The 7232-nt window shown below is 67.5% G+C and carries 8 protein-coding genes; 2 read left to right on the top strand and 6 right to left on the bottom strand.

Features of this window, described 5'->3' with window-relative positions:
• The first annotated feature begins 966 nt into the window (after window positions 1-966).
• Window positions 967-2064, top strand: a complete 1098-nt coding sequence (locus V7E46_RS31095; RefSeq protein WP_333771538.1) for an integrase core domain-containing protein — start codon at window positions 967-969, stop codon at window positions 2062-2064.
• 312 nt (window positions 2065-2376) lie between these two features.
• Here V7E46_RS31095 and V7E46_RS34025 read toward each other — a convergent pair whose 3' ends face one another.
• The 6 genes from V7E46_RS34025 to V7E46_RS31065 form a co-directional block, all read right to left on the bottom strand.
• Window positions 2377-2817 carry an IS630 family transposase gene (locus tag V7E46_RS34025; protein ID WP_443054407.1) on the bottom strand — a complete coding sequence of 147 codons (441 nt, stop codon included), beginning with the start codon at window positions 2815-2817 and terminating at the stop codon, window positions 2377-2379.
• Window positions 2818-2955: 138 nt separating this feature from the next.
• Complete coding sequence (locus tag V7E46_RS31085; RefSeq protein WP_333771536.1) at window positions 2956-3336, bottom strand: hypothetical protein; 381 nt, start codon at window positions 3334-3336, stop codon at window positions 2956-2958.
• Between the two features lie 8 nt (window positions 3337-3344).
• On the bottom strand, window positions 3345-3770 hold the full coding sequence (locus V7E46_RS31080; protein WP_333771535.1) for a hypothetical protein: 426 nt from the start codon (window positions 3768-3770) through the stop codon (window positions 3345-3347).
• 169 nt (window positions 3771-3939) lie between these two features.
• A complete protein-coding gene (locus tag V7E46_RS31075) occupies window positions 3940-4689 on the bottom strand; it encodes a transposase family protein (RefSeq protein ID WP_333771534.1) in 750 nt (249 codons plus the stop codon).
• Window positions 4690-4800: 111 nt separating this feature from the next.
• The gene (locus V7E46_RS31070; protein WP_333771537.1) at window positions 4801-5397 is read right to left on the bottom strand and encodes an IS3 family transposase; all 597 of its coding nucleotides are present in this window, start codon (window positions 5395-5397) and stop codon (window positions 4801-4803) included.
• Between the two features lie 132 nt (window positions 5398-5529).
• Window positions 5530-5763, bottom strand: a complete 234-nt coding sequence (locus V7E46_RS31065; RefSeq protein ID WP_333771533.1) for a transposase — start codon at window positions 5761-5763, stop codon at window positions 5530-5532.
• On the opposite strand from V7E46_RS31065, the gene V7E46_RS31060 reads away from it, so the two are divergent.
• On the top strand, window positions 5762-7232 hold a 1471-nt coding region (locus V7E46_RS31060; RefSeq protein WP_333771532.1), incomplete at its 3' end, for a tyrosine-type recombinase/integrase. The genes V7E46_RS31065 and V7E46_RS31060 overlap by 2 nt on opposite strands.

The following is a 7232-nucleotide window of genomic DNA, read 5'->3' as shown; positions in this document are numbered from 1 at the left end:
CCGATACCACAACCCCGCCCTGCACCACGCCGACCAGCCCCTCCCAGCAGAGAATGAGAACCCGCCCACAGATCACCCGAACGCCTCAAGCACCGACAGGAAGCCGGCCTTACCCCACCGACCCTCCGCCCCGCCTCGCACACCATTCACATACGCTCCACCGGGCCCTTTCCTCAGCCCACCGCACACCCCGTTCACCCGAACGGGTGATGACACCCCGCAGACACCACCACACACCCGCCCCGAGCTGATTTCATAGGGAGCTCGGGGAGCCACGAACCCATCCACCTCGGCTGCCGGGACGAAGAGCCCACGCGACACGGACACCGCCAGGATCACGAAGCACGGTCTGGACGGACCCCGCCCAGAGCAGTGCAAACCGGCTCCACCACGAGATCCGCTACACACGGTGAACTCCTCCGGGGGCACCCCAGGCCCTCTTCGCACCGGGCACGGCGCCCTCGACTGCCAGCGTCCGACGGGGGTATAAATCCCAGGAGGCCAATCCAGCGGACGAACCCCTCGACCAACCTGACGGCTCGTCATATTCGAGGTCCGAGCCCGTGACGTATTTGTGACGGGACACGCCTGACGATTCGCCAGGAAACGCGTTGACCTGCGAAAACGTAAGCTTTGGCAACGCTCCGGAGCCGTGTGCGCAGGTTCGAATCCTGCCGGGGGCACTCCGGAAAAAGGCTCTGAACAGCAGCAATGCCGGTCAGAGCCTATCTTGTACCTGCCAAAACGCACACGGTCTTCTGACCTGTGCTCTTTTCGGCGAGAGAACCCTACAAACCAACGGCGAGCGCACTTGGCGCAGCCAATCCCGCAGGTCAACCCTGCCCTTGCCGATAACCTCATCCACCCTGGTCAGAACCAGTGTGCCGGGATCTCCGTCCCGTCGGATGCGCAGGCTGCCGTAGTGCTCTGGCGGGGATGACGATCGCCTCGGCATGATGAGCTCTCGTGCTGTTGAAACTCGCCTACCTCAGCGTGTCGAGCGTGTTCGCGATGCTGCGCCTGCTGCCGATGAGCGACCGGGACAAGGACGTCGAGATCCTGGCGCTACGCCATCAGATCGCCGTGCTGGAGCGGCAACTGAGCGGGCAGCGAGTCCAGTTCGATCCGCGGGACCGAGTTTTCCTGGCAGCGTTGCTGCACCACCTCCCGAAGGAGGCGCTGCGCCGCATGCGGCTGCTGGTGCGGCCGGACACGGTAATGCGCTGGCACCGGGACCTGGTCGCACGGCGCCACGCTGCCCGATCCCGGCCCCACCGCGGAGGCCGGCCGCGCACCGTCCGCTCCATCCGGGCCCTCGTACTGCGCCTGGTCCGCGACAACCCCAGTTGGGGGTACCGGCGCGTGCACGGCGAGCTGCTGGTTCTCGGCGTGAAGGTAGCCGCGTCCACGGTCTGGGAAATCCTGCACGACGCCGGCATCCCACCGGCACCCGAACGGGCATCAAGCACCTGGGCCGACTTCCTGCACTCCCAGGCCGACGCCCTGCTGGCGTGTGACTTCTTCGAAACCATCACCCTGTCCGGAGCCCGGCTCTACGTATTCGCGGTGATCGAGCACGCCAACCGGCGCATTCGCATCCTGGGCGCGACCGCGCATCCCACCGCGGCCTGGATGATCCAGGTGGCAAGGAACCTCGTCATGGACCTCGAAGACGCTGGCAGCCGGGCACGGTTTCTGATCCGGGACCGCGACGGGAAGTTCCCCGCCCTGTTCGACACCATCCTCGCCGACGCCGGCATCGAGGTCGTACCCAGCGGCGTACGGATGCCACGCATGAACTCGATCATGGAGCGATGGGTGCAGACCTGCCGCCACGAACTCCTGGACCGCACCCTCATATGGAACCACCGCCACCTGCATCACGCCCTGCGCGAGTTCGAGCACTTCTACAACGAGCACCGACCGCACCAGGGCATCGCCAACGCCCGCCCCCTGCAACCACTGCCGCCCCCGATCAGCGATCCAGGGCGAATTGCCCACCTCGACATACGAAAAAACGACCGACTCGGCGGCATCCTCCACGAATACCAACATGCCGCATGACCTGCACGGACGAGGTTTTCGGCAAGGACAGTGCCGGAGCAGCCACTTCTTGACCGGTTCGGTCTTGTGGGTGGCGTAGTTGTCCAGGATCAGGTGGAGTTCGAGGTGCTGGGGGACGGCGGCGTCGATGACCTTCAGGAAGCGCAGGAACTCCTGGTGGCGGTGGCGGCGGTAGTGCTGGGCGATGACCGAGCCCGAGGCGATGTCCAGTGGGGCGAACAGGCTGGTCGTGCCGTGCCGGACGTAGTCGTGCGTCATCTTCGCCGGCGTCGTCGGTGCCATGGGCAGCACGGGCTGGGTCCGGTCCAGAGCCTATATCTGCGACTTCTCGTCCACCGCCAGGACCAAGGCGTTCTCGGGCGGGGCGAGGTAGATGCCCACCACGTCGCGGACCTTGTCCACGAACTGCGGGTCGGTCGACAGCTTCCACGTCTCCACGATGTGCGGTTTGAGGCCGAACGCCCGCCAGATCCGCGAGACAGCCGACTGCGACATGCCCGCCACCTGGGCCATCGAACGCGTCGACCAGTGCGAATCACCCGTCGGCGGCGACTTGCCGAGTGTCCTGGCGACCAGGGCCTCGACCTGCTCGTCCGTGATCTTCCGCGGCGCCCCCGAGCGGGGCTGGTCCACCAGGCCCTCCAGTCGGTCCGCAACGAACCGGGCCCGCCACTTGCGCACCGTCTCCCTCGAGACACCCAGGTCATCGGCGACCTGCGCGTTCGAGCGGCCCTCCGCACACGCCAGCAACACGAGCGCCTGAGAGGCGGTCTGCTTGCGCAACCAGCCCCGCAGCAACCTGCGTTCGTGATCGGACAACTCCAACGGCAACGGCTTCGGACCAGGCACCGACCCACCCTACAACCGCAACCGAATTAACGACTCAGGACACTAGTGGAAGTTCACCAGGTAGGGGCTCGTAGTCGTCCCCTCAGCACCGCCGGTCCACCCGGTGGCCGAGTTGAAGCCAGCCGTACCGACGTAGAACTTCTGGTCGGGGTTGGTGTTGTAGAAGCCCCACACATCCCCGTACGTGCTGCCCTCGGCAATGGGGATCTGCTGGCACTGGCCGGGGAAGATCAGATACGTCGCGAACCCGCCCTGCTGAGGAATGTCTGCCTGAGCCGTGTAGTTGCCGTACGCGCAGACCTTGAAGGTGTGCGGCACAGCAGCGGAAGCCGATCTTGCTGTTCCCGCCACCACCACCCCTGCCAGCAACGTGATCGCGCCTGCGGCCACTGCCACCTGCTTCACCCTCGATAAAGCACTCATGTAAGCACTCATCCCTGTAGACGCCCCATCTTCGGGTATATCCGATGAAGATTCTCGAAATCTCCTCTAGGGAGGATACCAAACGCCAAACACGACCGTAGAGGGCGACTCGACAGTAACCAGCCATCATGAGATTGGAGGGGCGGGGCTGGGCGCAAGCGGCTCGACATGCCCAGTTGCAGGTCGGTGCCGGGGATGCGGCAGGTGAGGAAGTCGTCCAGGCTGAGGGCGCGGGCCCATGTGCGGCGGTTTGCGTCATCGGTGTAGATGGCCGCCACGCAGGCGACGGTGCGCGCGGCGAGAGTTGCCTCGTCGTCCTCCAAGGGGGTGATCAGCACGTCGCGGCGGCGCCGGCGGGTGGTGCGGTCGCTGGACAGCGCGACCGTCCGCAAGCGTGACGCCGGGGCGGATTGCAGGGCGAGAAAGGTGAGCATCTGGGCGCGGGCGGCGGCCTTGAGGGCGTCGTCGTCCTCGCCGAGGTGGTCCTCGGGCGTGCTGGGAGTACCGGGCGGTGTGCTGCTGCCGGGGTGGTGCAGGGGCGGCAGTCCTGGATGGTGATCGTGGTCGACGGTCCCCGCCTGGAGGGTTAAACACTGAGCCCCTTCAGCGTTGCCGCTCCAGGGTGAGGATGGCCTTGGCGATTGACGTCATGCGGTTGGGGCTGCATCGGGATCGGCGGAAGATCCGCCAGGACTTCAGGCGTGCGATGCCGCGCTCGACGGGTGCCCGTGCTGCGGCCAGGGCGCGGTTGAGGGTCATTTCGGTGGGGGTGAGTTCCTGCAGGGGCTTGCGTTTGATGCCGGTGGTCAGCCAGGGGCCGGCGCCCTGGTAGGCGAGGTCGGCCAGGATGGGCATCCCTTGGCGTTCGCATGTGCGGATGATGTGGTGGGTGCGGGCGGCGGTGAGATCGTGGGCTCGGCCCGGGAGCGCGGGTGAGAGCCACAGCAGCCGGCCTTCCGGGTCGGTGACGACCTGGACGTTCACGCCGTGGCGGCGGTGCTTGGCCGAGTAGTCGGCCCGGCTGTCGCCGACGCGGTCGCATTCGGCGAGAGTGCCGTCCAACAGGACGAACTCGGGGTCTGCCTCCCGCAGGACCTTCAGCAGGCCCGGCGCTCGTTCGGCGAGCAGGCCGATGACCGTGTTGGTGTAGGCGTGGGCGGTGGACTCGCTGATCCCGAACCCGGCTGCGATCTTCGCCAGGGTGATGTGTTCTCGCAGATAGACCAGCGCCACCATCGCGCGATGCGACGGGCGGAGCTTGCAGCGCCGGTCACCCTCGCGGGTGACGATCAGCATGGTCACCCACTCCACGAGCGCATGAGGCAGGTCGAGTGCGGCAGGATAGACGACCAACGGGGCCCCCCAGCAGTGTGATTGAGACGTCAGACATCTCGATCAACAGCCCGGGGCCTCGCCCGTTGCGGCTCACAGCCATCACCCGATCGGTGGCCACGTCGAAGAAGCTCAGTGTTGCAACGACCGGTTGAGTCCAGCTTGCACGCCGCGATCGCTGTGATGGATGAGTCCGGCCAGGTCGGTGCCGGTGTGCCGGCGTCTCCATATGCCCATCTCCAGGACGTCCAGGGCCAGTTCGGTGTAGAGGCTGGTGGCGACCTGCCAGCCGACGACCATGCGGGAGAAGACGTCGATGACGAACGCCGCGTAGACCCAGCCCGAGTGCGTCTTGATGTAGGTGATGTCGGCCACCCACAGCTGGTTGGGCGCCTGTGCGGTGAACTGCCGCTCGACGAGGTCGCGGGGTCGGTCGGTCTCCGGGGCGGGCCGGGTGGTGCGCGGGCTCTTGTCCCGGATCACGCCGCGCAGGCCGGCCGCCCGCATCAGGCGCTCGACAGTGCAGCGGGCCACCGGCCGGCCCGTGCGCCGCAGCGCGGCGTGGACCTTGCGGGCGCCGTAGACGCCGTAGTTGTCGGAGTGGATCACGCGGATCTCCTCGATGAGCTCCCGGTCACGGGCCGCGCGGGCGGACTCGGGCCGGGCATGGGCGGCGTAATAGGTGCTCGATGCGATCTCGGCGTCCGTGCCTTTCAGGACGTCGCAGATCGGCTGGACGCCGAACTCCTCTTTGTGCTGGTCGATGTAGGCGACCTTCAGTGCAGTGGACGGTCCAGCTCCGCCGCGAAGAAAGTCGCCGACGACTTCAGGATCGCGTTGGCCCGGCGCAGTTCCCTGACCTCACGTTCCAGCTCGGCGATCCGCGTGGCCTCCGCGCTGGTGGGTACCCGCCCGCAGACCGTCGTCGGTCTCGGCCCGCTTAACCCAGCCCCGCAGAGCCTCGGGGTGCACATCGAGCTGGTCGGCAATGCGCTTGATCGCGCCGGCCCGGCCAACCGGGTCCTTACGGGCCTCGATCGCCAGACGCGTCGCACGCTCACGCAGTTCGTCGGGGTACTTACGGGGAGCAGCCATGATCGGATCCTTCCGGGTCTTCGATATCTCCATCAAACCCGGGGCGATTCACTCCGCCGAAGCCGCCCCGGCAGGCCAACCGACCTCATCGCTGCTGACAACCGAGGAAGTGGCCCGGCTGCTGAGGGTCGACCCGTCCTCCGTGCGGCGCTGGCGTGCCGAACGGCCGCCGCAGGGACCGCCGTTCATTCGTCTCTCGGAGCGCGTCGTCCTCTACGACACCGTCGACCTGCACACCTGCTGGACGAGCGGCGCACCACACCCGGCGCCCGACGGAAGGCGGTCTGACGTGCCCTACCGCCACCAGCTCCCCATCGCGGTCCCGCTGTCGGATGACATCGAGTACCGTCCCGGCCGCAAACTCCCCTACACGGCCCGCGTTCGCTGGACCGACCCCTCCACCAAACAGCGCCGCTCGGTCGCCCAGATGCACCCCGACCAGGAGTCGGCGCAGGAGTGGATCGACTCCCTGCTCGCCTCCGCATCCCGCGGAATCAACCCGGCCACCGCGACCCAGACCCTCGCCGAATACGGCAACACCCACATGACGCTGGCACTGCGCGGCCTGGAGGGCAAGACCACCGACCCGTATCTGGCCGGCTGGCGGCTGCGCGTCGTGCCCGCGCTGGGACACCTGCCGGTCACCATGGTCACCAACGGAGCCGTCGACCGCACCGCCTACGCCTGGATCGCCGACGGCGAAGGCCGCTCCACCGTCAAGAACACCCTTGCCGTCCTGGTCCGTGTCATGGAGCAAGCCGTCCGCGACGGCCTCATCACCGCCAACCCCGCCCGCATTACAGGGTGGCAGCGCCAGTACCAATTCGCCGAGGACGAACTCCACGACCCCCGCGCCCTCGCCCTGCCCGACCGGGACGCCCTCCAGGAACTCGCCACAGCACTCGTCGCGCGCTCCGCCGACCAGTACCCCGGCTGGGGTGACGTGGTGACCTTCGCCGCCTGCACCGCCGCCCGCATCGGCGAGGTCTCCGGCGTGCGGGTCAAGGACATCGACACCACGAACTGGATCTGGACCCTACGCCGCCAGACCACCCCATCCCCCGGCGGCCTGGCCGACAAGAACACCAAGGGCAAGGTCGCCCGACGCGTCCCGCTGATCGAGGAGGTACGCCCCGTGGTTGCCCAGCGCGTCCTGGCCCTCGGCAACAAACCTGACGCCCGGTTGTTCACCGGCCCCCGCGGCGGACGCATCACCACCGCCGTCCTGCGCGACGCCACCCACTGGGACGACGTCGTCCGATCCCTCGGCTACGAACACCTGCGCCGCCACGACCTCCGCCACACCGGCCTGACCTGGATGGCGGACGCCGGAGTCCCCCTGCACGTCCTGCGCCTGATCGCCGGACACGGCTCCCTGCACACCACCCAGCGCTACCTCCACCCCGACCTGCAGTCCGTCGTTCACGCCGGGCGGAGCCTGAGCACCCATCTCACCGCCACGCCCGCCC

Source organism: Streptomyces sp. IBSBF 2435 (assembly GCF_036815005.1).
In the GTDB taxonomy this organism is placed as follows: domain Bacteria; phylum Actinomycetota; class Actinomycetes; order Streptomycetales; family Streptomycetaceae; genus Actinacidiphila.
The sequence above is the reverse complement of the archived record's forward strand: the minus strand, read 5'-3'. Positions and strand labels throughout refer to the sequence as shown.